The following is a 26,561-nucleotide window of genomic DNA, read 5'->3' as shown; positions in this document are numbered from 1 at the left end:
CCGCCGGCTGACCGCGCGCCGGACGACGAGGTCTGGGCGGAGCAGCTCCTACGGCAGTGGCTGCTCCGCCCAGATGATCTTGCCGTTCGGCGTGTAGCGGGTTCCCCAGCGGTCGGCGACCTGCGCCACCAGGAACAGGCCCCGGCCGCCCTCGTCGGTGCTCGCCGCGTAGCGCAGATGCGGGGAGGTCGTGCTGCGGTCGGAGACCTCGCAGATCAGGGTGCGATCGCGCAGCAGCCGTACCCCGATCGGGGGTCGCCCGTAGCGGATGGCGTTGGTGACCAGCTCGCTCAGGATCAGCTCGGTCGTGAACGCCAGCTCCTCAAGGCCCCACGCGTCCAGCGCCCGGGTCACCGCGGCGCGCACCTCGGAGACGGCCGCCGGATCGGACGGCACCTCCCACTCGGCCACCTGGTCCGTACCCAGCACCCGGGTCCGGGCCACGATGAGCGCCACATCGTCGCTCGGCCGGCCCGGCATCCCCTCCAGCACCGTACGGCAGGTCGTCTCCGGGGAACTGTCCGGCGTCCGGCGCAGGGCGTCGCCCAGCAGCTCCAGACCGACGTCGATGTCCCGCTCCCGGTCCTCCACCAGGCCGTCCGTGTACAGCACCAGCCTGCTGCCCTCGCCCAGCTCCAGATCGACCGTCTCGAACGGCAGCCCGCCCAGGCCCAGCGGCGGCCCGGCCGGCATCTCCGGGAACTCCACCCGCCCGTCGGGATGCACCAGCGCGGGCGGCGGATGCCCCGCGCGGGCCATGGTGCAGCGCCGCGACACCGGGTCGTACACCGCGTACAGACAGGTCGCGCCGGTCACCGCGGCACCCTCGTCCGGGTTCTCGTCCTGGTCGATCCGGCCCACCAGTTCGTCCAGCAGACCGAGCAGTTCATCGGGGGGCAGATCCAGCGCGGAGAAGTTGTGCACCGCCGTGCGCAGCCGCCCCATGGTCGCCGCCGCGTGCAGCCCGTGCCCCACCACGTCGCCCACCACGAGGGCCACCCGGGCCCCGGACAGCGGCAGTACGTCGAACCAGTCGCCGCCCACCCCGGACTGCGCCGGCAGATACCGGTACGCGATCTCCAGCGCGCCCTGCTCGGGCAGCGTCCGCGGCAGCAGGCTGCGCTGGAGGGTCACCGCCATGCTGTGCTCGCGTGTGTACCGGCGGGCGTTGTCGATGGACACCGCGGCCCGCGCCACCAGCTCCTCGGCCAGCGCCAGCTCCTCGGTGTCGAACGGCTGCGGCTTCTCCGCCCGCCAGAAGTTCGCCACCCCCAGCACCAGGCTGCCCGCCCGCAGCGGCACCGTGATCAGCGAGTGGATGCCGTACTCCACCACCTTGTCCGTGCGCTCCGGCTCCTGCGCCCGCCAGCCCGGCGCGTCACGCAGCCGCGGCTCCACCACCGACTGCCCGGTGGTCAGGCTGTGGGCCTGCGGCGAGGTCGCGACGAACCGGATCCGGTGGTCCACCGAATACAGCGGGGAGTCCTTGCGGATGCCCACACAGGCCACCCGGCGCAGATCGCTCCCGGGCCGCGGCTCCTCCCCGTGCAGCACCGGTTCGAACAGGTCCACGGTGGTGAAGTCCGCGAACCGGGGCACCGCCAATTCCGCCAGTTCCTCGGCGGTGCGAGTCACATCCAGGCTGGTGCCGATGCCCACCCCGGCGTCGTACAGCATGTTCAGCCGCTCCCGGGCCACCTCGGCCCGCCCGGAGACCGCCCGCAGCTCGGTGGAGTCACGCAGCGTGGTGACGCTGCCGGCCGGGCCGCCGCGCAGTTCGGTGGGCCGCTGGTTGATCGCCAGGAGGCGGTCCTTGACCAGGTGCACCTCGTCCGTCGCCACCCGCCCCGAGGCCAGCAGCCGCGCCGTGTCGTCGTCCAGGCCCAGTTCCAGGACATGCCGGCGCTCGGCGTTCTTGGGCAGGTCGAGCAGGCGCTGCGCCTCGTCGTTGGCGAGCAGCAGCCGCCCGTCGCGGCCGACGATCAGCACACCCTCGCGGACCGCGTGCAGCACCGCGTCGTGATGCTCGTACATCCGGGTCATCTCGTACGGCCCGAGGCCGTGCGTCTGGCGCAGCAGCCGTCTGCTGACCAGCGCGGTGCCCGCGGTGGCCAGCGCGAGCGCCGCCGCGGCGGCGGCGAGCAGCAGGGGCAGCTGCTGGTCGGCGGTCCCGCCCACATGCGCGGTGGTGATGCCGGCCGACACCAGCCCCACCACGGTGCCGTTCGCGTCCTTGACCGGGACCACGCTCTGCACCAGCGGGCCGAGCGTGCCGTTGACCTTCTCCACGACCGTGCCGCCGGCCACGGCCGGGCCGATGGTGCCGACGAACTTCTTGCCTATGCGGTCGGGATGGGGATGGGTGTAGCGGATCCCCTGGGTGTTCATCACGACGATGAAGTCCACGCCGGTCGCCTTGCGGGCGGCCTCGGCCTTCGGCTGGAGGATCGCCGTCGGGTCCGGTGAGCGCAGCGCGGCGGCCGTCCCGGGCGCGTTGGCGAACGTCTGGGCCACCGCGAGGGAGCGGTTGCGGGCCTCGGTGTCGCTGTCGTGGCGCACCTGGAGGACCTGGGCCACCACCGCCGAGACCACCAGCAGCAGCACGATCACGACCTGGAGCACGAACACCTGACCGGCGACGCTGCGTCCGGTCACCGCCGCCCACAGCATCCCCGGCCGGTCGCCGTTCGCGCCGGGGCCGTCCGGCGGCGGGGCCAGTGGTGCGCGCGGGTGCCCGAAAGGTCGGGGCGGCCGGGACACTGGCCGGCCGGGCAGTCGCACCATGTGCCCATGTCTACACTGCCCGACGCCATCAGGCGAGACCGTCACCCCGGGGAGCGGGCGTCGGGGAAGGAGTGCGCGGAAGGGGCGCAGGCGTTCGACGCGCCGTCTCCGCCCGGCGGCCGGCAGCCACCGCGGGCGGATCGGCCGGCTACCCATGGCGCAACCTCCTCGCCAGGAGCAGGGCCACGTCGTCGGGGCGGGCGTCGGCGTGCCGGGCGGCGGCGGTGAGGCGGTCGGCGACCCCGGACAGGGTGAGGCCGTCGCGCCGCCCGGCGGCCGCGCCCGCCCGGTCCAGGGCCCGGCGCAGCTCGGCGATCCCGTCGTCGATGTCGGCGCCCGCCCGCTCCACCAGCCCGTCCGTGTACAGCGCGAGGATCGCGTCCGGTTCGAGGATCAGCTCGGTCACCGGATAGCGCGCCCCCGGATCCACCCCGAGGACGACACCGCCGGGGATGTCCAGCGGCCGGGCCCGGCCGCCCGGGGCGAGCAGCAGCGGCGGCGGATGGCCCGCCCGGGCTATCCGGGTCAGCCCGGTGGCCGGATCCAGGCGCAGACAGCAGCAGCTCGCGAACTGGCCCGGGTCCAGGCCGATCAGCAGATGATTGGTGCCGCTGAGCACCTCGTCGGGCGGCCGGTCGCCCAGCGCGAACGCCCGTACCGCGCTGCGCAGCTGGCCCATGGTCGCCGCCGCCTGCACCCCGTGCCCCTGCACATCCCCGATGACCAGCGCGAGACCGTTCCCAGACTCCACCACGTCGTACCAGTCGCCGCCCACGTCCAGCCCCTCGGTGCCCGGCAGATAGCGGCCCGCCGTCTCCACCCGGGGATGCGCCGAGAGACGGCTCGGCAGCAGGGCCTGCTGGAGGCCCCGGGCGAGGGCCGCCTCGCTGTCGTAGCGCCGGGCCCGCTCCATCGCGTGCGCGATCAGCCCGGCGAGCGCGGTGAGCGCCGTGCGTTCCGCCGCGGTGAAGCCGCGCGGCCCGTCGAAGCCGAGGACGCAGGAGCCGACCAGCCGCCCGGACGCGATCAGCGGCAGGAACGCCCGGGCCCCCTCCTCGGCGTCCACCGGCAGACCCGGATACGTCTCGGCCAGCTGCCGCATCGACTCGAAGAACAGCGGGCGCCCGGTGGTCAGGGTCTCCACGGCCGGGATCCGCGCGTCGAGCGCCACCGCGTCGAACGGCTCCAGGAAGCCCGGCGGGAAGCCCGACTCCCACGCCAGGTGGAGATGCCGTTCCTGGAGCAGATAGATGGCCAGCCGGCGGCCGCCGAACGCGGGCAGCAGCTCCTGCATCACCACCGCCGACACCTGCTGGGCCGTCACCGCGTCGGTCAGCGCGATGGCCAGCGCGATCGGCCGGTAGGCCGCCGCCATCGAGGGACCTGCCGCCACCGCGGGACCCGGCGGCCGGGGCCCGCCCGGCGCCTCCATCCGGCTGGCCGGGACGAGCGTGCAGGTCAGCAGGTCGTCGCCGGGATGCACCGACACCGCGAACCCGTCGTACCCGCCGTGCGCCCCGTCCGCGCCGCCCGGCCGCCGCACATGGAAGTGCACCGGCTCCGGGGACAGCAGGGCGCCACGCAGATGATCGTCGTACGGCGGCCCGGCCAGCCAGGGCAGCGCCTCCCACAGCGTCCGCCCGAGCAGCGCCTCCCGCGCCCGCCCGGCGAACCGGGCCGCGGCCGCGTTGGCGTACACGACCGTCCCCAGCCGGTCCAGGCAGAACACGCCCTGCGGCAGCTGGTCGGCGGCGCCGTCGGCGAGGGCCGCCCTGCCGGGGTCGAACACCACCCCGCCGACCCGCGCCACCGCGCCGCCGTCCGCCGGGGCCCCGCCGTCGGCGGCGGGCCACAGGTCCAGCAGCCGGGTCGCGCCGTCGGCCGCCCGCAGGCTCAGCGGCGCGCCCGGCGGCTTCCCGGCGGCGGTGTCGCGCAGCGCGGCCAATACCCGGTACGCCTCCGCCGGCGCGAGCGCCTCGGCGAGCGCGGTGTCCGTCCCCGCGAAGTCGCCCGCCGCCAGGCCGAGCAGGGTGTGCAGCCGGTCGTCCGCGCGGACCGCGTGGGTGCCGGGGTCCCAGGTGAAGCGCCCGACCGCGGCCTTCGGGGGCCGGGCCGCGGGGGGCCGTACGCCCTGCGGTTCCCCGTCCCAGACGATCGCGCCCCGGTCCCCGCCGGCGAGCGCGAGCAGCTCGGTGCCCAGGCCCTCGGCGAGCCTGGCCGGCAGCTCCGGGTCGAGCGGCTCGTCCCTGTCATCGCCGGCCGAGGGCCGCAGCACCGCGAGGACTCCGAGCGGTTCGCCGCCCGGCACCGGCATGTGCACCGAGGCGAAGGGGAACGGCAGCCCCGCCGCGAACTGCGGATACCGGCGCACGGCCTCCGTCGCGTTCGGCAGCACCACGGGCAGCCCGAGCCGGTAGGCGTCGCAGACGGGGAAGGGGCGGCCCACGTGCACCCGCCACCAGGGGCGGAAGAGGGGCCCGGGGAGACCGGCGAGAACGGCCAGCCGGAGGAAGTCGGGCGCGTCGCCGTCGCGCAGATACACGCCCGCCACCCGGCCGCCCGCCGCGCGGAGCGCCGCGGTGGAGGCGTCCGCCAGCAGCGCGGCCAGCCGGGCCCGAGTACGGACCGCCCGCTCCCCGCTGCCCGCCATCGGCCCTACCTCGTCCCGTCCGCCTCCGGGTGGATCACACAGCAAGAATGCGCCAGGAGGCGCGGGGGGCGCACCCCGGCGGGGGACTCGGCGGCGGGGGCTCACACCAGTGCCTCACCCGGGTGGCGGCGCGGGGGAGCGGCTCCTAGTAATGGACTGCGTACTGCGCGTGCCGCGGTCGAGGGCGTCAGCTGCGGCCGCACTCCTGCACTGGAGCCGAGATGACCACCCGCTCTTCGTCCACCTGTTCCGACGACTCTCTCATACGGCCCGCGCCGGCCACGGCCGGTGCCCGTGCGCTGCCCGTCCGGGTCCTGACGCGGTCCGCGCCGCCGTCCGGGTCCAGGACGAAGCGGCCGCCCGGCGCCGGGTCCGGAGCTCCGCGCGAGGCCGCTGTCGCGTTCGCGAACGATGCCGTGCCCGAGGCCGCGTCCTGGTCCGGGCCTGTGTCCGGGGCGGACGGCCGGTACGACGATCCGCTGATCGGCCTGGTCCGTACGGCCGTCACCACGCGCCCGCTGGAGGACGTCGTCCGCCTCATCGCCCTGCTGGAGGGCGCCCCCGAGCACACGTGGACCCTGGCCGAGGCGGTCCGCTCGGCGGGCCTCGACCGCTCGGTCGCGGACGTCACCCGACTGGCGGCCCTGCTCACCCGGCCCCCGCGGACCCCGGCGGGCGCCGACGCCGTGCTCCGGGCCGCCGCCGGGCAGCGCCCCGTGGACGAGGTCGGCACGCTGCTGCGGCTGCTGCACCGCACCCCCCTGGAGCCGCGCTGCCGGCAGACCGCCGTACAGGCCGCGGCCACCGGGCGGACCGTCGGCGAACTGACCGAGCTGATCGGCAGCCTGGCCGCGGACACGGACCAGCCGGTGCCGGCACTCCCGCCCGCGGCACCGGAGGGGGAAACACCGGTCGCCGAGGGCCCCTCGCCCGCGCACCCGGGGCCGCCCGGGACCCCACCGCGCCGGGCCCCACGGCTCAAGCTCCTCCGGCTGGAACCCGCAGCCCAGGCGCCCCCGCGGAAGGAGGCCGCCCGGCCTGCCCCGGCCGGGGCGGGTGTCCGTGTCGCCGCTCTGCTGGTGTTCCTCTGCGGAGCCGCCCACGCGCCCCGCTACTGGGCCGGGCTCTCCCACGGGCTGCTCGGCGCCACGCTCGTCGCCTCCGCGCTGTGCATGCTCCTGGGCCTCGCCCTGCCCGCGCGCACCCCGCACGCCCGGCTCGGCGCGGCGGCGGCCGCCCTCGCGGTCACGGCGGGGCTCGGCGCGGGACAGCTGCTCGGCGGTCGCTTCGGGCCGCCGGACCCGGCACGGCTGTGGGCGGCGACCCTGGCCCCGCCCTGGCTCGCCGGTACGGCCGCGGCGGTGGCCGCGCTCGGGGCGCTCGCGGTGGTGCTGGCCGTCCTGCTCGGGATCAACGCCCCTGGTCGTCGCGGGAGTTGAGCCCGAGCGGCGGCTGATCGACCGCCCGCAGCTCCAGGCGGCCGTCCACGCGGGCGGCCGCCATCGCGAACGGCACGCTGTCCGCCTCCAGGCACAGCTCCACGTCCTGCGGATGCACCCCCGTCCAGCCCCGCCGTACGGCCTCCGCGAGCTCGGCCGCGGCGGCGGAGCGCCGGGCCCGCTCCAGATACGGCCCCGGATCGGTGGCGGGGGCGCGCACCCGGGCCGCGATGTACTCGGCGCAGGCCAGATCCTCCTCGGCCCGCCCGTCGCCCCCGGTGACGACGAAGGTCACCGCCGGCGCCCCGGCCCGGCGCAGCACCTCGGCGGTCGCCCCGGCCACCAGGAAGCTCGCGCACAGCACCAGACCGGCGTCCGCCACGGCCAGCGCCCCGGCCGTACCGGCGGTGGTCTTCTGCACGATGGTGCGGCCGCGTACATCGAGCGAACGCAGCCGCGCCGGCGAGTTGGCGAGGTCGAAGCCCGGCTCCGGCGCCCCGTCCTGGAAGGCGAGCCAGCCCGCGTTGCGGGCCTTGAGCGCCAGCGCCTGCCGCCGCGTCTCGGCGAACACGATCCGCTCGGCACCGCGCCGCAGCGCGGCCGCGGCCACGGTGAAGGCCCGCATCACATCGACGACGACGGCGACGTCCGGGGCGGCGGGGGCGTCCGGGATCCCGGTGAACACGGCTCGCATCACACCATGATCGGGTACCCACGGCCGGTTCAGGGCAGCCGGGGCGTCTCCGGCGCCTGCGGCCGGGCGGCGCGCAGGCTGCGCAGGGCGAGGAGCAGCACGCCGATGTCGTCCAGGTAGATGGGATCGGGCAGCAGATCGGTCGGGAGCAGCAGATACGCCACCGCGCCCCAGAACACCCAGCGCGGCCCCGCGGGCAGCCCGGCCCGCAGCAGCGTACGCCGGGTGCGCACCAGGCGTACGAGCAGCACGACGGCACCGGCGGCCAGGCCCGCGGCGACGACGGCGGCGATGATCAGCAGCAGGGTGGTGGTGTCCATCGGGGCTCCTTGTACGGCACGGGGGCCTTACGACGGTAGGTCGGGGGAGGGCAGCTCCGCGCCGTCGGCGGTGTCCTGCGGGGCCGTCTTCGCCCTGCCGGGAAGGCCGGGGAGCCGCAGCCGCTCGAAGGTCCGGGTGAGCTGCTGGAGCGGGGCGGGCGCCTTGGCGGCGGGCCGCTGCTGCGGCAGGGCGGGCGCCGGTACGTCACGGTAGGCGGCCAGCGCCTCCAGGGCCTGCTCGGCGGCCTGCTTGTACAGGTCCCGGGACTTCGTCATGGCCTCCAGCGCCTCGGCGTACATGGTGACCAGACGCCGTTCCCGGTCCAGCTCCTCCTGGTGGGTCATCAGGGTCCAGTTGTCCCTGAGGTCCGCCAGCGCCGCGGCCGCGTCCTGGGGCGCGGGGCGCGGCAGGGCGACGAAGTGCCGCAGCGCGGCGAGGAGTTCGGGGGGCTCGGAGCCGTCCAGGAAGACGCTGCGCACCCGGTGCGGTTCGCCGTCGTAGTCCTCCGGGGCCGGGTCCGGCGGCAGGATCACGGCGCCGCCGCGCGGCACCTCGACACCGAGGGCCTTCAGTGCCCAGTTGACGCCGCGCAGCTGGTGCGGGGCGGCGCGGTGCTCCACGACACGGTGCCGCAGGGCGGGCGGCAGCAGCCGGGCGAGCGGCAGCTTGCCCTGCTCGTCGGGGGTCATGGCCTCGTGCACCACCAGATTGACGCACCAGGCCTCACGGGCCGCCTCCCGCAGCCGGCGGCGCATCTCCTTGTCGTCCGCGGGCAGCGCGTTCACCTGCCGGAAGCGCACCCCGGCGACCGTGGGGTGGTGGTCCCAGGAACCGTCGTCGCCGGAGCCGCCCTCGGGCCAGAACAGCGTCGCGGGGGAGGGCCAGCCCTCGTCCCACGGCCGCTCGGCTTCCGCGACGAGCCGCCACTCGTGCCCCTGGAGCTTGTTCTGCCCGGGTACGAGGGTGAGGCGGGCCCGCACGGTCACGGTGCCGCCGACCCGCCAGCGCGCCTCGAAGATCGTGGGGGGTGCGTCGCTCTCGGCGGTGTCCTCGGGAGCGGGAGGCTCGGCGAAGTCGTCGATGTCCCCGTTCTCCTTGTGCCGGCGCAGGGTGCGGCGGACGACGTCCTCGGGAGCGGGGCCGGTGTGACGGCCGCGGGCCGCCCAGACGGACTGCGGGACGGGGGCGCGGTCGGTGGCGGAGTTCGACATAAGCCAATCTGCTGATGGAGGCGGGTGCGCCTTCCAGTATCACCGCTCGCCCCGGCGAAACGTAGACGGCCTCGCGCCCGCGCGCGGCGCGTGTCCCTCCGGAGGGGTGCGCGGGGCGCTCATGACCCGGTTATGGCTGGGGCGCGTGGTATAGGGGAGGGGCATTTTTCGAACACGTCGGCTTCTCGGCCGACGGCAGGGCGGCTCCCCAGGGGCGCGGGGAACCGCGCGACCAGCCACGACGAGCCGACACCCGCACTCCGCCACCCACCCACGGCGGCCGGGGCCGAGCCCGGCCGGGGCCGAGCCCCGTTCGAGCTCAGCCCCGGCCGAGGCAGTGCGCGGAGCGCTTACGCGCCGCTCTCGCGCAGCATGTCCTCGCGCTCGACGATCTTCACGCGCTCGCGGCCCTGCGGTTCGCCCAGGGCGCGCTCGGCGGCGTCCAGCCGGTGCCAGCCCTCCCACGTGGTGTACCGGACGCCGCGCTCGGCGAGGAAGGCGTCCACGGCCTCCGGCGCGGGCGAGGCGGGGCTGTGCAGCCGGCCCTCCGCGTGGTCCGCGAGCAGGTTGGACACCGTCTCGTTGGCGTCGCCCTTGGTGTGCCCGATGAGGCCGACGGGGCCGCGCCGGATCCAGCCGGTGACGTAGGTGGACTGGAGGTGCGTGCCGCCCTCCTCGATGACCCGGCCGCCCTCGTCCGGGACGGTGCCCGAGCCGAGGTCCCAGGGCAGCTTGGGCAGCTTCTCGGAGAGGTAGCCGACCGCGCGGTAGACGGCGGTGACGTCCCAGTCCTTGAACTCGCCGGTGCCCTTGACGTTGCCGGTGCCGTCGAGGGCGGTGCGCTCGGTGCGCAGGCCGACGACCTTGCCGTCCTCGCCGAGGATCTCCGCGGGGGACTCGAAGAAGTGCAGGAACAGTTTGTGCGGGCGGTCGCCGACGTCCCGGATCGCCCAGTTCTCCAGGGTCTTGGCGACCATGTCGGCCTGCTTGTTGCCGCGCCGGGTCTCGATCGAGCCGGCGTCGTAGTCGATGTCCTCGGGGTCGACGATGACCTCGATGTTGGGGGAGTGGTCCAGCTCGCGCAGCTCCATCGGGCTGAACTTCGCCTGGGCCGGGCCCCGGCGGCCGAAGACGTGGATCTCCAGGGCCTTGTTGGCCTTCAGACCGTCGTAGACGTTCTGCGGGATCTCGGTCGGCAGCAGCTCGTCCGCGGTCTTGGCGAGGACGCGGGCCACGTCCAGGGCCACATTGCCGACGCCGAGCACCGCGACCTTCTCGGCCTCCAGGGGCCAGGTGCGCGGCACGTCCGGGTGGCCGTCGTACCAGGATACGAAGTCGGCGGCGCCGTAGGAGCCGTCCAGCTCGATGCCGGGTATGGACAGCGCGCGGTCGGCCATGGCGCCGGTGGAGAAGATCACCGCGTCGTAGAAGTCGCGCAGGTCGTCCAGGCTGACGTCCGTCGGGTAGTCGACGTTGCCGAACAGCCGGATCTGCGGCTTGTCCAGGACCTGGTGCAGTGCGGTGACGATGCCCTTGATGCGCGGGTGGTCCGGCGCGACGCCGTAGCGGATCAGACCGAAGGGGGCGGGCATGCGCTCGAAGAGGTCGATGGACACGCCGGGGTCGGCGGCCACCTCGGACTTGAGCAGGGCGTCGGCGGCGTAGATCCCGGCGGGGCCGGCTCCGACGATGGCTACCCGCAGGGGGCGCGGCATGATCAGTTCCCTTCGAGTGAAAAAGTCGACTCGATCGGGAAGCCTAAGCTAAGGCAGACCTAAGTAGGTACGCGGGTCCCGCCTATGACCCCATAAGGGCATCTTATGACTTCCCCAGGGGCGCCTTATGGCCCCCCTCTCCCGCCCTTTCCCACCGTCACTCCGGTTGGGTCAGTGCCTCCTTCTGGAGCTGCACCGCCGCCAGCAGGCTCAGCTTCGGCTCCGCCTGGCGCAGGGCCTTCGTCGCCGCGACCGAGGAGAGGTCGCCCGTGAAGCCGACGGCGGCCAGCCGGGCGCGGGTCCAGTCGGCGCGCAGCCTGGCCTCGGTGGCCGCCGCGGTCGACTCGACCAGCGCGGCGGCGCGTTCCAGGCCCGGGCGTTCCTCGGGCGACGCCTCGGCCAGCGCCTCGCGCAGCGCCGCGGCCACCACATCCGCGTCCCGGATGACCAGTACGTGGTTGTGCTTCCTGTTCAGACCCGCGATTCCCGTCATGTTGATCATCCTCGCCGCCGAGGGTCCCGAGGTCCAAGCCGTTTGAGGAAGACCAGAGGCTACCGAGCGGGCCGTCGGCAGTGCAGGAACAGATGCGGCTCCGGTACCGCCTCGGGATGCGCGGGCGCGAACTCCGTGTGCTCCCGCGCCAGTACGGCGAGCCCGGCCCGGACCGCCACGTCCTCGAACGCGTCTGCGCCGAAGCTCGTCACCCGTACCGGCTGCCCCATGAAGAGCCCCTCGGCGCCCTCGATGCCGACGGGCACGGTCGCCAGCACCACGAACCCGCCGGGCCGCACCGCCCGCGCGAGCCGGCCCACCACGGCCTCCTGCTCGGCGCGGTCCATCTGGAGCAGCGAGAAGTAGGCGCAGGCCGCGTCGAACGCCCCGTCCTCCAGCGGAAGTCCACGGATGTCCGCCCGGCGGAACTCGGCACCCGGCACCTGCCGGGCCGCCAACTCCACCATCACCGGGGACACATCGACACCGAGCACCCGGTGCCCAGCGTCCGCGAGGGCCGCCGCGGTCGGCCGCCCCGTCCCGCAGCCCGCGTCCAGCACCCGGCTGCCCGGTGCCAGCCGCTCCAGCAGCCACCGCAGGGACGCCCGGTGCGCCTCGGAGGAGGCGAACGCCTTCTCGTAGTCCAGGCCCAGCGCGTCGAACACCACGGCCGCCGGCACCCGGCGCTCGTCCTCGGCCACCACGGCTCCTCCCGTCGCACGGCACCGACCGGTACGCACCGACCCGTACGGCACCCCTACGGCACCGACGCCGGGCATCCTCGCACCCGCGCGCCGCGCCCACAACGGCTAGGGGCGACGGCCCGTTTGCGCACCGCGCGCCGGACCCGGCAGGGTGCCGGTGTGCCCACCTTGCTGATCGTCCACCACACCCCGTCACCCAACTGCCAGGCCCTGTTCGAGGCCGTCGTCTCCGGTGCCACGGCACCCGAGATCGAGGGCGTCCGGGTGGTGCGCCGCGCGGCCCTCGCCGCCACCGCCGCCGATGTCCTCGAAGCCGACGGCTACCTCCTCGGCACCCCCGCGAACCTCGGCTACATCTCCGGCGCCCTCAAACACTTCTTCGACCAGATCTACTACCCCTGCCTGGACGAGACCCGGGGTCGCCCCTTCGGCTACTACGTCCACGGGGGCAACGACGTCACCGGCGCGGTGCGCGCCCTCGACACCATCACCACCGGCCTCGGCTGGCGCCGCGCGGCCGAACCGGTCACCGTCACGGGTGAACCCGGCCGGGCCGACACGGAGGCCTGCTGGGAACTCGGCGCCACGCTCGCCGCGGGCCTGTCCGACTGACCCGCCCGCTCGGCGCCTCGTCAACTCCTCGACATGTAGGAGATAGGCTCGTACGACATGTAGTAGCAGCCGGGGCAGGGTGGTCCACCGGACCGTCAAGACCGGGCAGAAGGCCGTCAGGGGCGGGAGGGGGGACCAGGAGTGCGCGAGCGGGGGAGCGAGGTGGCGGGTGAGCCGTCCGGCCGAAGGGCGCGCGGCGAACTGGAGAGCAGTGTGCTGGCCGTCCTCTGGGCCGCCGACCGGCCGCTGACCGCCCGGCAGGTCCTGGCCGAACTGCCCGGCGACCTGGCGTACACCACCGTGCTCACCATCCTGTCCCGCTCGCACGACAAGGGCATGCTGGTCCGGCGCCGGGAAGGCCGCGGCCACGCCTACACCCCCGCGCGCGACGAGGCGCCCGACACCGCCGCCCGGATGCGGACCCTGCTGGACCGCGACTCGGACCGGGATGCGGTGCTCGCCCGATTCGTCTCCGGACTCTCCGCCGGGGACGGGCAGTTGCTCCAGCGGCTGCTGACCGGACCCGGCCGAGGCCGCCCCGCCGAGGAGTCGTGACCGGGTGACCATTACCGTCTATGTGCCGCTGCTGGTGACCGTCGTCCTCGCCGTGCTCGCCCCGCGCGCCGCGCGCCGGCTGCCGCCCCGCGCCGCCGCCCGCTCCCTGGCCTGCGCCGCGACGGTCACCGCCCTCGGCTGGCTCGGCTCGCTCGCACTGCTGTCCTTCACCGGGCTCGCGCAGATCCCCGAGGTCGCCGAGCAGGGCCACTGGTCGGTGGCCGCGCTGCGCGCCGCCGACCCGGTCTCCCTCGCCGTCGCGGTCCTCGGCGCGCTCGGCCTGGCCGCCGCGACCGGCTCGCTCGCCGTGGCCGCCGTACGCGGGACCCGGCACCTGCGCTGGGCCCGGCGGGAGGCCGCCGCGCTGCCCGGCGACACCGAACTGGCCGTCCTCGACGACCCGGTCCCGCAGGCGTTCGCGCTGCCCGGCGCGCCCGGCCGGATCGTGGTCTCCCGGGGCATGCTGCGCTGCCTGGGCGACGACGAGCGCGCCGCCCTGCTCGCGCACGAACGCGCCCATCTGCGCGGCAGGCACCACCTCTACCTCGTCCTGTGGCGGCTCACTGCGGCCGTCACCCCGCTGCTGCGGCCGCTCGCCGACGCGGGCGGCTTCGTCCTGGAACGCTGGGCCGACGAGACCGCCGCCGCGCACGTGGGCAGCCGTACGGTGGTCGCCCGCGCCGTCGGCCGCGCCGCCCTGGCCACCACCGCGGCGCAGGACCGGCCCGCGCTGGCCGCGACCGGCGGGGCCGTGCCGCAGCGGGTGCGGGCCCTGCTGGGCCCGCCCCCGCCACCGCGCGCCCTGCCCGTCGTGGCCGGTGCCGCGCTGCTCGCGCTGTGCTGCGCCAGCCTCGCCGAGGCCGCCTTTGACAGCGAGCGCATGGTGGTGACCGCCCGCTCGGCCGAGCGCGCCGCGGCCACCGCGCCCGCGGACACGGCCGGTTCGGGCCACCCCGCCCCGGTCGCCACCGCCCCGCTCGCCGCCGACCCGGAGGCCGCCGCGGACGGCGCACGGCACCGGCACCACCACCGCGGCGCGCACCGGCCCGGCGGCCGGGCGTAGTACCCCGGTATCACCACTTCTGCCCCGTTCAGCCCCCAGTACCACGGTTTTGCGGGGTTTCGGCGCCTAGCGTTGCGGATGAGACGTCAGACGTGACGGACGCCGCCGCCCGCGAGGGCGCGGCGGACGCCGCGGTCCGCGACAGAGGGAGCCCGCATGATCGAGGCACGAGGACTGACCAAGAGGTACGGCGAGAAGACGGCGGTCGACGGACTGGACTTCGTCGTCAAGCCCGGCACCGTCACCGGATTCCTGGGCCCGAACGGGGCCGGGAAGTCCACCACCATGCGCATGATCGTCGGCCTCGACGCCCCGACGAGCGGCTCCGTCACCGTGGGCGGCCGCCGGTACGCCGGGCACCGCGCCCCGCTCCAGGAGGTCGGCGCCCTGCTGGAGGCCAGGTCCGTGCACCCCGGCCGCTCGGCCTACCAGCATCTGCGGGCGCTCGCGCTGACCCATGGCATCCCGCGCCGCCGCGTCGACGAGGTGATCGGGCTCGCCGGGCTCGGCAGCGTCGCCGGAAAGCGGGCCGGTTCCTTCTCGCTCGGCATGGGCCAGCGGCTCGGCATCGCCGCCGCCCTGCTCGGTGACCCCCGCACGGTGATGCTGGACGAGCCGGTCAACGGCCTCGACCCCGAGGGCGTCCTGTGGATCCGCAACCTGCTCACCTCGCTCGCGGCGGAGGGCCGTACCGTCTTCGTCTCCTCCCACCTGATGAGCGAGGTCGCCCAGGTCGCGGACCATCTGATCGTCGTGGGCCGGGGGCGGCTGCTCGCCGACACGACCGTACGGGACCTGGTGCGCGAGGCGGGCGGTGACACCGTCCGGGTCGCCACCGAGGACCCGGGACGGCTGCGGGACGTGCTCGCCGGACCGGGTGTGCAGATCACCGGCCGGGTCGGCTCGGAGGAACTCCAGGTCAGCGGGATGAGCGCACGACAGATCGGGCTGAAGGCGGCCGAACACGGCATCCCCCTGTTCGAACTGAGCACCAGGGCGATGTCCCTGGAGTCCGCCTTCATGGACCTGACCAGGGACGCCGTCGAGTACCACGGCGGCACGACCGGCGCCGACGCCACCGGCACCGGCACCACCACCGGCAACGACCGCACCGGGAGCGCCGCATGAGCACCCTGACCGAGACCACCTCAGCCGCGGGGAACTCCGAGGCCGCGCCCGGCCGCCCCGCCTACCGGGTCACCGGGCGCCGCGTCCTGGCCTCCGAATGGGCCAAGCTCTGGTCCCTGCGCTCCACCTGGATCACCCTCGGCCTGGGACTGCTGTTCCTCGTCGTCTTCGGCGTCATCGCCGCCTACCGCTACCAGTCCATGATCGGATCGCCGCGCATGGACAAGGACTTCGCCCGCTCCACGGCCCTCAGCCTCTCCCTCTTCGGCGCCAACTTCGCCCAACTCGCCCTGGGCGTCCTGGGGGTGCTGGTCACGGCGGGGGAGTACTCCACCGGCATGATCCGCTCCACCATGGCGGCGGTACCGCGCCGGCTGCCCGTGCTGTGGTCCAAGGCGGCGGTGTACGGGCTGGTCGCCCTCGTCGTCGGCACGGTCGGCGCGTTCGTCGCCTTCCTCATCGGCAGCCGCGTCGTCTCCGGCACGTCCGCCGCCCTGACGATCGGTCACACCGGTGTGGTCCGGGGCCTGTTCGGCGCCGGTCTCTACCTCGGCCTCGTCGGCGTCATCGGTACGGCACTCGGCGTCCTGCTGCGCTCGGTGGCCGGTGGTATCTCCGTGCTGGTCGCCACCTTCATGCTCGTCCCCGGCCTCGCCTCCCTGCTGCCCAGCTCCTGGCAGGACGACATCGGCCCCTATCTGCCGAGCAACGCGGGCCAGGCGATGTACGCCCTCACCCACGACGCCACCTCGCTGGCCCCCGGCGCCGGGCTGCTGGTCTTCCTCGGCTGGACCGTGCTGGCGCTGGCCGGGGCGGCCTACCGGTTGCGGCGGGGGGACGTCTGACCGGGAACCCCGCCATGACCACCCTGTCTCCCGCCCCCGCACCCGCGGCGGCCCCGGAGGAACCCGGCGCCATCGCGCCGCTGGTCGCCCGGCTCGGCCGGGCCGGCCGGCGGCTGCGGGGCGCCGACCTGGCCCGGCCCTGGGTGCTGGACACCGCCCTGGTGGCGGTCGTCTTCCTGATGTTCTGCCTGCCCGACCTGCTGCACGGCGGTGTCGTCGACGCCGACGGACCGCGCCGCTTCCGGCTCGCGTTCACCCGGCTGCCGCTCGCGGCCATGCTCGCCGCGCAGGCGGCCCTGGTGCTGCCGCTGCTGTGGCGCAGACGCCGTCCCGCGCCGGCCTTCGCCGCCGTCGCCGCCGTGTTCGTCCTCCAGTGGGCCGTCGGCGCCGCCCTGCACGCGGACGTCGCCCTCTTCATCGCCCTGTACAGCCTCGCCCTGCACGGCAGACCCCGCCAACTGCCCTGGGCCTGCGCGGTGATGACGGCCGCGCTGGCGCTGGTCGCGGTACGGGTGTCGGTCGTCGTGTCCGTCACGGACGCGCTCTTCTTCCTGCTGAGCACGGCGACCGCGGCGCTCACGCTGGGCCTGGTGATCCGGATCCGCCGCGCCCAGCTCGCCGCGCTGCGGGACCGGGCGGCCCGTCTGGAGACGGAGCGCGACCAGCGCAGCAGACTGGCGGCCGCCGCCGAACGGGCCCGGGTGGCACGGGAGATGCACGACATCGTCGGCCACCATCTGTCCGTCGTGATCACCCTGGCCGACGCGGGCGCGTGCGCCACCGCCGGTGCCGCCGCCGAGTCCGGACGCGGCGCCGAGGCGCTCCGGCTCATCGGCGGCACCGGCCGTCAGGCACTCGGCGAACTCCGGCGCGTCCTCGGTGTGTTGCGCGACACCGACGCCCCGCCCGCCGGACCCCAGCTCAGCCCGCAGCCCGGACTCGCCGACCTCGACGCCCTCTGCCACGGCGTGCGCGCCGCCGGACTCGACGTCGTCTACCGGACCGCCGGGAAAGCGGAAGCCCTGGACGAGGGCGTGCAGTTGACCGTCTACCGGATCGTGCAGGAAGCCATGACCAACACCCTGAAGCACGCGGGCGCCGGTACCCGGGTGGACCTCGCGATCGACATCGGCGCGGACCGGCTCGGCATCCAGGTCCGCGACACCGGAAAGAGCGTCCGGTCAGGCCGACGACATGACGGTCAGGGCCTGTTGGGTATGCGTGAACGCGTCGCGCTGTACGGCGGCCACCTCAGCGCGGGCCCGGCCCCGGGCGGCGGCTGGACCGTGGCGGCCACCCTCGAACTCGGCCCGCGGGAGGGCGCGGCGTGACCACCGTACTCATCGTGGACGACCAGCCGCTGCAACGCTACGGCTTCCGGATGCTGCTGGACTCGGTGCCCGGGACCGACGTGGTCGGCGAGGCGGCCCATGGCGCGGAGGCCGTCCGCCGGGCCGCCCAACTGCGTCCGGACGTCGTCCTGATGGACATCCGGATGCCCGGCATGGACGGCATCGAGGCCACCCGGCGCATCGTTGCCACGGGTGCCCGCTCACGGGTCCTCGTGCTGACCACCTTCGACCTGGACGAGTACGTGCACGCGGCCCTGCGCGCCGGTGCCAGCGGCTTTCTGCTCAAGGACGCCCGCCCCGACGAACTGCTGGCCGGCATCCGCGCCGTCGCGGGCGGCGACGCGGTGATCGCCCCCGCCCTCACCCGCCGCCTCCTGGACGAGTTCGCCCGCTACGGCTCCGCGCCCACCGACGACCCCCGCGTCGACCGCCTCACCGAGCGGGAACGCGAGATCCTGGTCGCCATCGGCAAGGGCTGGACCAACGGTGAGATCGCCGCCCGCCTCGTCCTCTCCGAGTCCACGGTCAAGACCCATGTCGGCCGTGTCCTGGCCAAGACGGGCGCCCGCGACCGGGTCCAGGCGGTGATCTTCGCGTACGACCTCGGGCTGGCGAGACCGAGCGTGCGATGAGGACGGAGCCCCCGCCGACCACCGTCTCCCAGGATTCCGTGACTCCTCGACCGCCGTCCCGCAGGACTCCGCGGCTCGTGACCGCCGTACAGCCTGAGCCCCGACCGCCCTGCCCCCGGGCATCCGGCTGCCCGCACCCCTATGCGCCTCCAGGCATCCCTGGGGATCCCCAGGAGTCCGTAGGTCACCCGAGTGGCCCGCCCCGTCCGGAACGGGCACTCGGCTCCAACGCGCCCGTGCTCGCCACTCCTCACGGTCCGCGCCGCCCCCTAGGCCACCCGGGTGACCCCGCCCGTCGGGAATATGCGACCGGCACCAACGGCCGCCCACCCGCCGCTCCCTCACCTCATGGCCCGCCCCCGGTGCTCGACCACGCCCCCGCCGCCCCCGTCCCGGCCCCGGACGGAGGTGCGGGGCCGGTGGGGCTGGCACACGATGGACACGGGTCGCGTCGCGCCGACGCGGCCGCAGCCGTCGTACGTCGTCGAACCGAGGGAGCGTCGGATGCGAGCGGACGGCACCGAACCCGGGCGGCCCGTGCCGGGCGGTCCGCACCCAGGGAACGTGCTGCGCGACTGCGCGCGGGACGTGCTGGAGATCGCCGAGGGCATCCGCGCGGTGTCCGAACGCACCGCCACCACCCTGTCCGCCCCGGACCTGACCGCCGCCACCCGCCGCCACCCCCGCACCGGCCTCGCCGGATGCTGGGCCCTGCTGCGGGCCCTCACCGCCAAGCCCGGTCTCGGCGGTTCCGCGGGCACCGCGCCCCGCGGCGGCCTCACCCGCGCCCTCGGCCTCGCGGGCCGGGCGCGCGGCGGAGCGAACCTGGCCGCGCTGGTGGCCCTCACCTCGCTGCGCCTGCGCATCGCCGCCGTACTCGCCGACCACCCCGAACTGGCCCGCACCCCGGGCATGCGCCTGCTGACCCGGGCCCTCACCGCCGACCGGGACGAGGACGCCGTACGGGCCCTGCGCGTCCTGCTGCGGGACCGCACGGCCCAGCGCGCGCTGTCCGGGCTCGCGCCGCTGATATCCGAACTCCTCTCCGTCTGCGCCCTGTTGGACGGACGCTCCGAGAGCGGCGGCACCCTCGAGGGCGGTGCCGAGGCCGTCGACCTCACCGACCAGCGCCGCCGGATCATCGCCACGGAGGGCTCCCTCCTCGGCTTCCTGCGCAACATCGAGGCGCTGTCCACCGACGGACGGATCCTCGTCCAGAACGTGCGCGGCCCCGACGGTGTCGTCCGCTACGTCGTCCAGGCCCCCGGCACGGCCCCCGGCCGCCCCCGCCATGACGCCCCGCAGGACCTCATGGGCGCCTGGCGCGACCTGCGCGCGACGGACTCCCCGTACACGCGCTCCCTGGTGCGCGCCCTGGCCGCGCACGGCATCCCGCGCGGCGCCGAACTCGCCCTGATCGGCCACAGCGAGGGCGGCAACGCGGTCCTCAACCTCGCCCAGGACGAGGACTTCTGCCGCACCTACCGCGTCACCCACGCCATCGCCGTGGGCTCCCCGGCAGGCGACCGCAAACCCGCCGACCCCCGCACCTGGATCGCCACCGTCACCAACCAGTACGACCTGGTGGCCGCCCCCGACGGCCACCGCACCGAACCGGCGGCCCCCGCGGACCCGGCCGACACCACCCGCTACCACGTCGAATACGCCGGTCCCACCCGCGAGTTCCCGCTGTGCCACCGCCTGCGCGAGTACATCGAGCACCTGCGGACCCTGCTCCCCGTGGCCCGCGCCGACCTGGACGAGGCGCTGGCCCCCTACCGCGGCCCCGTCGTCCGCACCCAGGCGTACCGGCTCAAGGACCACGCCCACCCGCCCGCCGGCCACCCCTTCCTCACCCTCGCCACCGCCCCCGTACGCACCACGGTGGGCCCGGTCGACGTGCCGGTGCGGTACTACGACTCCGCCGCCGCGCACCTCTGCTTCCCCGTCGACCCGGCCGCCGCCCGGAGCCTGCTGCCCGACGCGCACTGGCTGACACCGAGCCGGCTCGGCCCCCGGGCCCTCGCCGTGCTCTCCCTGCACGAGCACCGGTGCACCACCATCGGCCCGTACACCGAGATCGCCCTGTCCGTCCTGGTGGACGACCTGTGGCGGCCGCGTCCGTACGACGCCGTCACCGATCTGCTGCGCCGCGTCGACCTGCGCCGCACCGGTCGCTACGTCCTCTCGCTCGCCGTCACCACCGAGGCGGCCCGGGTGGTCGCGCAGGAGGTCTGGGGCCAGCCGGTGCTCAGGATGCGCGCCGAGGCCGACCTGACGGGCCGGGAGATCCGGGCCCGCTCCGAGGACCTCGGACTCGTGGTCGAGGGCCGGCTCGGGCCGGGCGTCCGCTGCCCCGACGCCGACCGGGCCCTGTACGGCCGCCGGGGCACCGGCACGGTACGCACCCTGGTCCGGGCCCACGGCAGGCTCCGCCTGCACCCTGGCGCGGGCGTCCGGGTACGGCTCGACACCGCGGCCGCCGAACCCCTCGCCGGACAGCTGCGCCGGCTCGGCATCGACGCGGCCCGGCCGCTGTTCGTGCTGGCCTGCCCGCAGTTCATGGCGCACCGCGGCGGCGGCGCGGAGCTGGCGCGCTGAAGTCCCGTACGCACGCAGCCTAGTTGGGAGTACCCATGGTGACCGAGTCCGCCCGGGCGAGCGCGGCGCACGCCGATGAACTCCTCGCCCACATCGGCCGGTTGCGGGCCGACGCCGACCTGATGGACGGCTACGCCCGGCGCCTGCGCGCCACCGTCACCACCCTCGACGGCTGCCCGACGGCACCTGAGTGGGGCCGCCCGGCCCTGGAACGGCAGGCGGCCGCCTGCGCCTCGGCGGCGGTCCGACTGCGCACCGCCGCCGAGGCGTTGCTCGCCCACGCGCGCGTCGACCGGCCGACGCGGGGCGCGATGTCGGGGCCGTCGTCGTAGCGAGCCGTAAGAGGAGGGGAGGGTCAGTCGGGCTGTTCCTCGGAGCCGGGCTTCGGGCGGGCGCGGGTCCAGGAGGGGTCGACGACCGGGAGGGGCTGGGGGAGGGGAGCGGTGTGGTGCATGGGGACCCTTCGGACTGGTGGGGGTTGGTCCGGAACGGCGGTGCGAGGAGCGGCGGCGCTACCGGGAAGCTCCGGGTGGGACAAGGTGCTTCAGACGGACCGCAGGTCCGCCCGGACGACACGCGCGGCCCGGTCGGACGGGAGGGTGACGCCCCAGCCGAGGCTGAGCGCCTCCACCAGGAGCAGCCCGCGCCCGTGCGGGTCCTCGGGTCCGGGACGGCAGGTCACCGGGAGCGCGGAGCCCGCGTCCCCGGTGATCTCGTCCGCCACCTCGACCCGTATCCGCTCGGCCGTGCGGTGCAGCCGGCAGCCGATCCGCGTACCGCCCGCGTGCACCAGGGCGTTGGTGATCAGCTCGGAGACCACCAGGACCACATCGTCCCGTACCCCCTCCGGTACGTCCCACACCGTCAGCAGTTCCCGTACGACCCGGCGGGCGGCGCCGACGGACAGCGGGTGGGCAGGCAGCTCGAAGGAGGCGTCCGAGGCCGGGAGTCGTGCCTCGGACAGCGCGCCCTGCCTCGGGCCCGGACCGTCCGCGCGAGACGACCGGTCCCCTCTCGCGTCCGGGGGCGGGCGGTGGAGCGGTCGGGGGAGGAAGGGCGGAGCCATCGCCGTGCGCCTTTCGTCCGGCCTCGCGTGGGGAGCGTCCGGCCGTGCGTGGTGGGGGGTCGGTCGGCCGGCCGCGCGCAGCAGACGGCACACCGCCCCGCACGAGGCCGTGCCGCGGCCCGGTCCCCCGACCGGCCACGCCGCCTGCTCCTCGGTCGGCCGGAGCAGTCGCCCCACTTTCCCACCTGCCAACAACGGCTCGCAACCTGCGAGTTGAAAATGGCAGTCGGCCGTGTGCATGCTGCCTGCGAGGAGCACGCCCACGCGTGCGGGCGCGCCGCGACGTTCTACGAGGGCGACCTGCCGCCTGCTCCCGGCGAGCGGATGACCACGGAGACCGACTGGGGCGGCGTCCCTTCCGTGCTGCGCGTGATCCTCGGGCGGCGGCTGGAGCGGCCGCGGATCCGGGCCGGGCTCGGATACGCAGAGGCGGGCGCCGCCCTCGGGGCCGGCCGCTCCACGATCCGCCGCATGGAGGCCGCCGAGGTGGCCCGGCCGCGCCTCGCGGACGCCGAGAAACCGCTCCAGGTCCACGGCGTGACCGGCCCGCACCAGATCGAGATCGACACCTTCGACACCTTCCCGCGTTCCGTGCGCGAGGCCAACAAGCGGGGCCGGTGGCACGGTTACCGCGGTTACCGCGATGTGATGCCCGACCGGTGCGCCGCCTACCTCAGCCTGGAGCGGGCGGCCGACCGCATCCGCGGCTGCCGGAACAGCTGTGTGCCCGGCCTGTCGCAGACCGAGGACTGTGCCCGTGCCCTGCTCCGCGCCACCCACCCGGACGCGTCCGCGGAGGCCACCGAACGCCGGCTCGCCCCGCGGACGCGGCGGCAGCGGTTCCTGGCCGGGGCCCGACCCCCGCGGGTGTGGGTGGTGTTGGACGAGACCGCCCACCTCGACAAGCCCGAGCACGTCGAGTTGCAGGGCGAGGTGGAAGGCGTACCGCCGTTGGGGACAGGTGTGCCCCTGATCGCCGGTTGGAACGAACCGCCCGCGTCGACCTGTCCGCACGCCGGACCGGGCGCGGAGGATCGGGTCCTGGGAGCCGGGCGTCGACCGGGACGGGCCGGCCGAAATCGGAAGGATGCGAGGCGACGTGACGACGCGGATGGTCCCGATGAGCGACCTCTGCCAGGACCTGTACGGCTTGTCGGCCGCTCCGCCGGAAGCCTTCCTCAACCATGGCAAGGTCCTGCTGGTGATCGCGGGCGCCGACGGCGAGGTCGGCGAGGCGGAGCTCGCCCGGCTGGTCGACCACCAGCGGCGGACGGGCGCGCCGGAGGAAGTCATCGGCCAGTACGAGGAGTTCGACCACCGCGGGGCCGAACTCATGGATCTGCTCCCGGCCATCCGTACCGATGTGGACACCTGGCAGGCCGCTCCGCACCTCGTGTACCACGCGATCCAGATGTGCGGCGCGGACGGCGTCCACGCGGAGTCCGAACGCGCCCAGGTCCTGCGGGCGGCCCGTCTGATGGGCGTCCCCGGCGACATCGTGCTGTCCCTCCACGCCCTGGCGGACATGGAGCGGGCCGTGGGCGATCTTCGCGCCGCGCTGTTCCACGTCAACGGCGTCTGACATGTACGTCACCCGAGTCACCCGTCATGTGCACGCGGACCCCTCGGTCGTCTACCGGGCCCTGACCGACCCCGCCGCGGTCGCGCTCTGGCGGGTCCCCGACGGGATGACCGCCCGGGTGCACACCTTCGAGCCGCGTGAGGGCGGCGCCTTCCGGGTCTCCCTCACCTACGAGGAGGGCGGCGGCACCGGCAAGTCGGGCGGCCGTACCGACACCTACCGCGGCCACTTCGCCCGGCTCGTCCCGGGCTCCCTGGTCGTGGAGGTGCTGGCGTTCGAGACGGACGACGACCGCCTCGGCGCCAGCATGACCCTGACGACGACGCTCACCCCGGCCGGCGGCGGCACGGACGTGGAGATCCTGCACGAGGGCGTTCCCGACGCCGTTTCGCGCGCGGACAACGAGCGGGGCACCCGCATGGCCCTCGACCGGCTCGCCCGGCTGCTGGAGGAACGGTAGAACCGGATACATGACCGGATCGGCACGCTCCGAGGCCGGAAACCGACGCAACCTTTTCCGTCTTGCCGCATGCCCGGAATCATCCGGAAACCACCGGAACCACCCTTGCCGAAACGTGGTCTTACCAGCCGTCAGCGGCCGGGATCAGCCCGTCCGTCACGAAACCGGGGGAACGAGACACATGTCCGTCCGCAGCCGTACGCCCCTGTTCACCGCCCTCGCCCTCGCCGCCGGCCTCAGCCTGGCCGCGGTGACACCCGCCCTCGCCCGACCCGCCACCGCCCGACCCGCCACCGCGCGCACCACCGCCGTCGCCCAGGGCGACGCGCGCAATGCCACCCAGCACGTCGCCGACTTCTACGGCGCCTACATCGACGCCGTCTGGGCCGCCGACGACAAGGCCGCGGGCGCCGACGCCAAGGCCCTGCGCGCCTTCTACCTGTCCGCGGCCGCCCAGAAGAAGGTCGCCGCCTACGAGACCAAGGAGCACGCCGACGGCATCCTCTTCGCCCAGAACGTGCCGGTGCGCTGGCAGGTGGCCTACACCGGTTCGGGCGCCGGGCATGCCACCAGCCAGGTGACGCTGACCTGGAGTGACGGCCCGCACGCCGAGGTCACCCGGATCGACGTCCAGTCCGACCTGCACACCCTGAAGATCACCGACCTCAAGCCGGCCGACTGACCCCGACGGCACGCCCGTACGGCCCCGCCCCCGCTCCGGCCCGGGCGGGGCCACGGCGCTACGACCGCTCGGCGGCCGCCGCGTCCTGCCGTGCGGCCGCCCGCCCGTGACCGCGCCCATGGCCGTGGTGGCGGTGCCGGTCGACGGGGGTGCGGTGCAGCGCGATCAGCGCGGCGTCGTCGCCGAGGCGCCCCCCGGCGTGGGCGAGCAGATCGCGGCGGATGTGGTGCAGCAGCGCCTCGGGGCTGTCGTCGGTCCACCGCGCCACCCGCTCCGCCAGCGGATAGAACCGGCCCCGGGTGTCCCGCGCCTCCACCACGCCGTCGGTGTAGAGCAGCAGGATGTCACCGGGCTCGAAGGAGAAGACGTCCAGCGTGTGCTCCACGGCCGCCGGCAGCCCCTGTACACCGAGCGGCGGCGAGGGGTGCAGGCTCGGCATCGTCACCACGTGCCCGGGGCTCAGCAGCAGCGGCGGCGGATGCCCGCAGCTGGTCATCCGGGTGATCTGGTCCCGGTCCGGGATCTCCACCAGCAGCGCGGTCGCGAACCGCTCGCCCGCCTCGTCCTCCGGCTCCAGATCGGCCGTGTACCGGGAGACGCTCTGTTCCAGCGTGTCGACCAGGTCCTCCAGCGTGTGATGCCGGTGGGCGCTCTCCCGGAACGCGCTGAGGAGCAGCGCGGCCTCCCCGATGGCGGGCAGCCCTTTGCCGCGGACGTCCCCGATCAGAACCCGTACGGCGTTGTCGCACACGGTCGCCGCGTAGAGGTCGCCGCCGATCTGGGCCTCGTCCTCCGCGGCCAGGTACAGGGAGGCGATCCGCAGCGGGCCGATCTGCTCGGGCAGCGGCCACATCAGCACGTGCTGCGCGGCCTCGGCGACCGTGCGGACCTGGGCCAGCTGGGCCTGGCGCCGCTCGCGCAGGGCGCTGTAGACGACCACCATCACCGAGAGCACCGCGAGGGTGATGATCTGCACGATGTGGTTCGAGGTGCCGATCCCGCCGTGCGCGGTGCCGATGACGATCTGCGCGAGCGTGGCCAGCGCGCCGACGGCCGCGGTGGTCCGGGGGCCGGCGAAGGACGGGGTCAGCGCGGGCGCGATCACCAGGGCGGGCCCGAGGTGGACGCTCTCCGGGGCTTGGACGTCCACCACCGTGATCACCACGATGAGCGTGATCGGCAGTAGCAGCAGCGCCTGCGACGAGTGCCAGAATCGCCGTTCCGCCGCCGACCCGACCGGAAATCTCATGCCTACCAGCGTGCTCCCGGCCGCGACGGGCGGCCACTTGCGCCCAATCCCCTACCGGCCGTCCCCAATCCCCTACGGGCCATGCCCAAGCTCTTACTGGCTGCCCCTGATCCCGCCGCCGAGTCGCCTCCCGGCACCCCGGGTACCCGTACGGCCCTCGGTGCCCGAGCGGGTCGCCGAGGGTACGGCGCCGGGAAGGGAGGGGGGTACGGCCGCACGCCGGTGTAGCGGACGTCCGCACCCGGTGCCGACCGCGGCCCCAAGGAGGCTGTCATGGCCGACGACCAGCACGGACGAACGCCCCGACCGGCACACCGCGCCCGCCCCCGCACTCCCCGCCGCACCCCCAGCGGCACCGAACCGGCCACCGCCCGCAGCGACCTCCGGCTGCGCCTGATCCTTTCCGCGCTCTTCCTCCCCGTCTTCACCGCCGCCACCGTGGGCTTCGCCCTCTGGTCCGCGCACCAGGGCCCGGGCGACAGCCCCGGCAGCGGCCCCCTGACCGTCCTCGCGGTGGTCTGCGGAGTCCTCGCCCTGGCCGCCGCACTGGACCTGGTACGGGTGACGGCCCGCAGACGACGCGAGGCCGCCCCGACCGACGACGCCATCGGCTGACCCGACCGAGCGCTTTGCGCGGCTTTGGCCGGAAGCAGGGCGTGAATATGCCAAACGCACGCTACTGAACCCCGGATTCCGGAGGCAGTCTGCTCACGTACCGCCTGC

At 74.9% G+C, this 26,561-nt stretch carries 24 protein-coding genes and 1 pseudogene; 15 read left to right on the top strand and 10 right to left on the bottom strand.

The window, feature by feature from the left end; genetic code table 11:
• Positions 1-48: 48 nt before the first annotated feature.
• Together HEP81_RS02990 and HEP81_RS02985 are read right to left on the bottom strand one after the other, a co-directional pair.
• Positions 49-2,670: a SpoIIE family protein phosphatase gene (locus HEP81_RS02990; RefSeq protein WP_037652639.1), complete on the bottom strand. Its 2,622-nt coding sequence runs from the start codon at positions 2,668-2,670 to the stop codon at positions 49-51.
• Positions 2,671-2,932: 262 nt separating this feature from the next.
• Entirely contained in the window at positions 2,933-5,434 is a 2,502-nt protein-coding gene (locus tag HEP81_RS02985; RefSeq protein ID WP_037652641.1) for a SpoIIE family protein phosphatase, read from the bottom strand.
• 221 nt (positions 5,435-5,655) lie between these two features.
• Between HEP81_RS02985 and HEP81_RS02980 the strand changes: the two genes are divergently transcribed.
• Entirely contained in the window at positions 5,656-6,873 is a 1,218-nt protein-coding gene (locus HEP81_RS02980) for a hypothetical protein (protein ID WP_243279271.1), read from the top strand.
• Here the strand turns inward: HEP81_RS02980 and HEP81_RS02975 are convergent.
• The 6 genes from HEP81_RS02975 to HEP81_RS02950 form a co-directional block, all read right to left on the bottom strand.
• Positions 6,845-7,567, bottom strand: a complete 723-nt coding sequence (locus HEP81_RS02975; RefSeq protein WP_172636786.1) for a 2-phosphosulfolactate phosphatase — start codon at positions 7,565-7,567, stop codon at positions 6,845-6,847. The two genes, HEP81_RS02980 and HEP81_RS02975, sit on opposite strands and share 29 nt — an antisense overlap.
• A gap of 29 nt (positions 7,568-7,596) precedes the next feature.
• A complete protein-coding gene (locus HEP81_RS02970; RefSeq protein ID WP_037652643.1) occupies positions 7,597-7,887 on the bottom strand; it encodes a DUF1232 domain-containing protein in 291 nt (96 codons plus the stop codon).
• A gap of 27 nt (positions 7,888-7,914) precedes the next feature.
• Positions 7,915-9,099: a hypothetical protein gene (locus HEP81_RS02965; protein WP_037652644.1), complete on the bottom strand. Its 1,185-nt coding sequence runs from the start codon at positions 9,097-9,099 to the stop codon at positions 7,915-7,917.
• A gap of 350 nt (positions 9,100-9,449) precedes the next feature.
• Complete coding sequence (locus HEP81_RS02960) at positions 9,450-10,814, bottom strand: FAD-dependent oxidoreductase (RefSeq protein WP_037652645.1); 1,365 nt, start codon at positions 10,812-10,814, stop codon at positions 9,450-9,452.
• A gap of 157 nt (positions 10,815-10,971) precedes the next feature.
• A complete protein-coding gene (locus HEP81_RS02955; RefSeq protein WP_037652651.1) occupies positions 10,972-11,307 on the bottom strand; it encodes a hypothetical protein in 336 nt (111 codons plus the stop codon).
• A gap of 59 nt (positions 11,308-11,366) precedes the next feature.
• On the bottom strand, positions 11,367-12,011 hold the full coding sequence (locus tag HEP81_RS02950; protein WP_375139866.1) for a class I SAM-dependent methyltransferase: 645 nt from the start codon (positions 12,009-12,011) through the stop codon (positions 11,367-11,369).
• Between the two features lie 159 nt (positions 12,012-12,170).
• Between HEP81_RS02950 and HEP81_RS02945 the strand changes: the two genes are divergently transcribed.
• The 9 genes from HEP81_RS02945 to HEP81_RS02905 all read left to right on the top strand — a co-directional run bounded on the left by HEP81_RS02945 (position 12,171) and on the right by HEP81_RS02905 (position 21,131).
• Positions 12,171-12,623 (top strand): flavodoxin family protein, encoded by a 453-nt coding sequence (locus tag HEP81_RS02945; RefSeq protein ID WP_037652775.1) that lies wholly within the window; start codon positions 12,171-12,173, stop codon positions 12,621-12,623.
• A gap of 141 nt (positions 12,624-12,764) precedes the next feature.
• Positions 12,765-13,178: a BlaI/MecI/CopY family transcriptional regulator gene (locus HEP81_RS02940; RefSeq protein ID WP_037652654.1), complete on the top strand. Its 414-nt coding sequence runs from the start codon at positions 12,765-12,767 to the stop codon at positions 13,176-13,178.
• Positions 13,179-13,182: 4 nt separating this feature from the next.
• A complete protein-coding gene (locus HEP81_RS02935; protein ID WP_078967198.1) occupies positions 13,183-14,241 on the top strand; it encodes a M56 family metallopeptidase in 1,059 nt (352 codons plus the stop codon).
• 156 nt (positions 14,242-14,397) lie between these two features.
• Entirely contained in the window at positions 14,398-15,369 is a 972-nt protein-coding gene (locus HEP81_RS02930; protein ID WP_037652656.1) for an ABC transporter ATP-binding protein, read from the top strand.
• Positions 15,366-16,214 (top strand): ABC transporter permease, encoded by an 849-nt coding sequence (locus HEP81_RS02925; protein WP_037652660.1) that lies wholly within the window; start codon positions 15,366-15,368, stop codon positions 16,212-16,214. The genes HEP81_RS02930 and HEP81_RS02925 overlap by 4 nt, the downstream gene beginning before the upstream one ends.
• Positions 16,215-16,228: 14 nt before the next feature.
• Positions 16,229-17,545: a sensor histidine kinase gene (locus HEP81_RS02920; protein WP_051849956.1), complete on the top strand. Its 1,317-nt coding sequence runs from the start codon at positions 16,229-16,231 to the stop codon at positions 17,543-17,545.
• Positions 17,542-18,198 carry a response regulator gene (locus tag HEP81_RS02915; protein WP_037652662.1) on the top strand — a complete coding sequence of 219 codons (657 nt, stop codon included), beginning with the start codon at positions 17,542-17,544 and terminating at the stop codon, positions 18,196-18,198. The genes HEP81_RS02920 and HEP81_RS02915 overlap by 4 nt, the downstream gene beginning before the upstream one ends.
• Before the next feature lie 504 nt (positions 18,199-18,702).
• Positions 18,703-20,799: an acetoacetate decarboxylase family protein gene (locus HEP81_RS02910; RefSeq protein ID WP_051849957.1), complete on the top strand. Its 2,097-nt coding sequence runs from the start codon at positions 18,703-18,705 to the stop codon at positions 20,797-20,799.
• Between the two features lie 35 nt (positions 20,800-20,834).
• Positions 20,835-21,131, top strand: a complete 297-nt coding sequence (locus tag HEP81_RS02905) for a hypothetical protein (RefSeq protein ID WP_037652664.1) — start codon at positions 20,835-20,837, stop codon at positions 21,129-21,131.
• 212 nt (positions 21,132-21,343) lie between these two features.
• Here the strand turns inward: HEP81_RS02905 and HEP81_RS02900 are convergent, their stop codons facing one another.
• A complete protein-coding gene (locus HEP81_RS02900; RefSeq protein WP_051849958.1) occupies positions 21,344-21,865 on the bottom strand; it encodes an ATP-binding protein in 522 nt (173 codons plus the stop codon).
• A 324-nt stretch (positions 21,866-22,189) separates the two neighbouring features.
• Here HEP81_RS02900 and HEP81_RS02895 point away from each other — a divergent pair.
• From HEP81_RS02895 to HEP81_RS02880, 4 genes and pseudogenes are all read left to right on the top strand, one after another.
• Positions 22,190-22,756, top strand: a pseudogene (locus HEP81_RS02895) (Scr1 family TA system antitoxin-like transcriptional regulator); the annotation flags it as partial.
• Between the two features lie 208 nt (positions 22,757-22,964).
• On the top strand, positions 22,965-23,447 hold the full coding sequence (locus tag HEP81_RS02890) for a TerB family tellurite resistance protein (protein ID WP_243279270.1): 483 nt from the start codon (positions 22,965-22,967) through the stop codon (positions 23,445-23,447).
• A gap of 1 nt (position 23,448) precedes the next feature.
• A complete protein-coding gene (locus HEP81_RS02885; protein ID WP_037652666.1) occupies positions 23,449-23,907 on the top strand; it encodes an SRPBCC domain-containing protein in 459 nt (152 codons plus the stop codon).
• Between the two features lie 181 nt (positions 23,908-24,088).
• Entirely contained in the window at positions 24,089-24,589 is a 501-nt protein-coding gene (locus HEP81_RS02880; protein ID WP_037652667.1) for a hypothetical protein, read from the top strand.
• Between the two features lie 58 nt (positions 24,590-24,647).
• Here HEP81_RS02880 and HEP81_RS02875 read toward each other — a convergent pair whose 3' ends face one another.
• Positions 24,648-25,838 carry a PP2C family protein-serine/threonine phosphatase gene (locus tag HEP81_RS02875; protein WP_051849960.1) on the bottom strand — a complete coding sequence of 397 codons (1,191 nt, stop codon included), beginning with the start codon at positions 25,836-25,838 and terminating at the stop codon, positions 24,648-24,650.
• A 273-nt stretch (positions 25,839-26,111) separates the two neighbouring features.
• On the opposite strand from HEP81_RS02875, the gene HEP81_RS02870 reads away from it, so the two are divergent.
• Positions 26,112-26,453, top strand: coding sequence for a DUF6343 family protein (locus HEP81_RS02870; RefSeq protein ID WP_037652669.1), 342 nt, complete (start codon positions 26,112-26,114; stop codon positions 26,451-26,453).
• Positions 26,454-26,561 lie beyond the last annotated feature (108 nt).

It is taken from the genome of Streptomyces griseofuscus (assembly GCF_014673495.1).
Taxonomy (GTDB): domain Bacteria; phylum Actinomycetota; class Actinomycetes; order Streptomycetales; family Streptomycetaceae; genus Streptomyces; species Streptomyces murinus.
The sequence above is the reverse complement of the archived record's forward strand: the minus strand, read 5'-3'. Positions and strand labels throughout refer to the sequence as shown.